This is a genomic window from Archangium violaceum Cb vi76, from assembly GCF_000733295.1.
Classification (GTDB): domain Bacteria; phylum Myxococcota; class Myxococcia; order Myxococcales; family Myxococcaceae; genus Archangium; species Archangium violaceum.
This window is the reverse complement of the sequence record NZ_JPMI01000157.1, coordinates 1-2,267: the sequence shown is the minus strand read 5'-3', so window position 1 is coordinate 2,267 and position 2,267 is coordinate 1. Positions and strand designations below refer to the sequence as shown.

The 2,267-nt window shown below is 67.8% G+C and carries 2 protein-coding genes; both read right to left on the bottom strand.

Annotated features, from left to right (window positions below):
* Nucleotides 1-1,540: HAMP domain-containing protein (locus Q664_RS23205; protein WP_043399652.1), on the bottom strand; the 1,540-nt coding region annotated here is incomplete at its 3' end.
* Between the two features lie 168 nt (nt 1,541-1,708).
* The gene (locus Q664_RS23200) at nt 1,709-2,194 is read right to left on the bottom strand and encodes an arsenate reductase ArsC (protein ID WP_063934739.1); all 486 of its coding nucleotides are present in this window, start codon (nt 2,192-2,194) and stop codon (nt 1,709-1,711) included.
* Nucleotides 2,195-2,267: the final 73 nt, after the last annotated feature.

Sequence of the window (2,267 nt, the reverse complement as noted above, 5' to 3'; positions counted from 1 at the left end):
TGGTCACCAGGGCGATGTTGCGCACCTGGGCGGTCAGATTGGAGGCCATGAAGTTCACGTTGTCCGTCAGATCCTTCCAGGTACCAGAGACCCCCGGCACGTCGGCCTGGCCACCCAGTTTTCCTTCCGTACCCACTTCCTTCGCGACGCGCGTCACCTCACCGGCGAACGAGCGGAGCTGCTCGACCATCGTGTTGATGGTGTTCTTCAGCTCGAGCACCTCACCGCGGGCGTCGACGGTGATCTTCTTGGACAGGTCACCGCGGGCAACGGCCGTGCTCACCTCGGCGATGTTTCGCACCTGGGCGGTGAGGTTGTTGGCCAGCAGGTTCACGTTGTCGGTGAGGTCCTTCCACGTACCGGCCACACCGGGCACATCCGCCTGGGCGCCCAGCTTGCCTTCCACGCCCACCGTCTTGGCGACGCTGGTCACCTGGTCGGCGAAGATGCCGAGCGTCTTCGTCATGCTGTTGAGCGTGTCGGCCAGCGCGGCCACCTCGCCCTTGGCATCGACCACGAGGCGCTGGGACAGGTCACCATTGGCGACCGCCGTCACGACCTTCACGATGCCTCGCACCTGGGTGGTGAGGTTGGAGGCCATCAGGTTCACGTTGTCCGTGAGGTCCTTCCACACGCCGGAGACGCCGGGCACGTCGGCCTGGCCCCCCAGCTTGCCCTCGGTACCGACTTCCTTCGCGACGCGCGTCACTTCACCCGCGAACGAGCGGAGCTGATCCACCATCGTGTTGACGGTGTTCTTCAGCTCGAGCACCTCGCCGCGCGCATCGACCGTGATCTTGCGCGACAGGTCACCGCGGGCCACGGAGGTGGTCACCTCGGCGATGTTGCGCACCTGGGCGGTGAGGTTGTTGGCCAGCTGGTTCACGCTGTCGGTGAGGTCCTTCCACGTCCCGGCGACTCCGGGCACGCGCGCCTGGCCTCCCAGCTTTCCTTCCGTACCGACTTCGCGCGCGACGCGCGTCACCTCGGCGGCGAACGAGCTGAGCTGATCCACCATCGCGTTCACCGTGGTGCCGATGCGAAGGAACTCGCCCTTCACCGGCTGCCCCGGTAGATCCAAGGCCATCTTCTGCGTCAGGTCACCGCGGGCCACCGCGCCCAGCACGCGCGCCACCTCGGTGGTGGGCTGCACCAGGTCCGCGATGAGCGAGTTGATGGAGCCGATGCTCGACGCCCATCCGCCGCTCACCGGGCCGAGCGAAGCGCGCTCCGCCATCTGGCCCTCGCGGCCCACCACGCGCTCCACGCGCACCAGCTCGTCCTGCATCCGCTGGTTCATCGCCACCATCGCGTTGAAGGCGTGGGCGATCTCCTCCATCGCCTGCGGCTGCGCCTCCGGCGGGAGCCGCACGGAGAAGTCTCCGTGGGTGACGGCTCGCAAAGACTCCAGCAATGTCTCGAGCGCCTCGAGCGTCGCGACCCGGCGTGGACGGGCGTGCGCGTGGCGGGCGAGCGTGGTCGGCTTGCGGGTCTTCTTCCCAGTCTGGGTACGGCTGGAATGGCTGCTGCGACGGTTCAAAGGCCTGCTCCAGTGCTGAGGTTTGGCGATTTCCCAACCCGAGGAGCCTTCACCTTCGTTCCTGGGTAGGGAAACGCCCCTCAGAGGGCGGGCAGCCAACCGGGCGCACACGTGTCCCGTGATTCCCCGCACCGGCACCCGGAGGTGTTCGCCTGGGGAATCGAATCGCTACAGCGGCACCGCCGCCCCCGCGTCACCGTGCGGCAGGTGTAGCAGCTTCTCCACCGGCAGCGCGCACAGCAGGTCCAGGCGCTGGGACAGCTCCCGCCCCACCTGGATGAAGAGCCGTTCGCGCGCCGCCTCGCTCCCCTCGAAGGCCACCGGATCCGGCTCATCCCAGTACGCCGCGCGGGGTTGTCCCGGCCACACCGCCCAGGCCTCGTGCGCCTTGTCACAGAGCGTGATGACCAGGTCGAAGCGCTCCTCCCGGAGCTCCTCCCACGACTTGCTGCGTGCTCCCTCCGGCTCGAGCCGGAAGCGTTCTCGCAGCACCTTGAGTGCCAGCGGGTGCACCCTGCCCCTCGGCATCACGCCCGCACTGAAGGTCTCGAAGCACCCGTGCCCCACACGGCGCAGCAGGTACTCGGCCATGATGCTCCGGGCCGCGTTGCCCATGCTCAGGAAGAGGACTCGGACAACTCGCTGGGGGTTCATGGCGCGACTGACGGTGGGGGGGCCACCGTCGCACGCCAAGGGGTCCGGTGGATGGGCTCGCTTGACTGGTAGA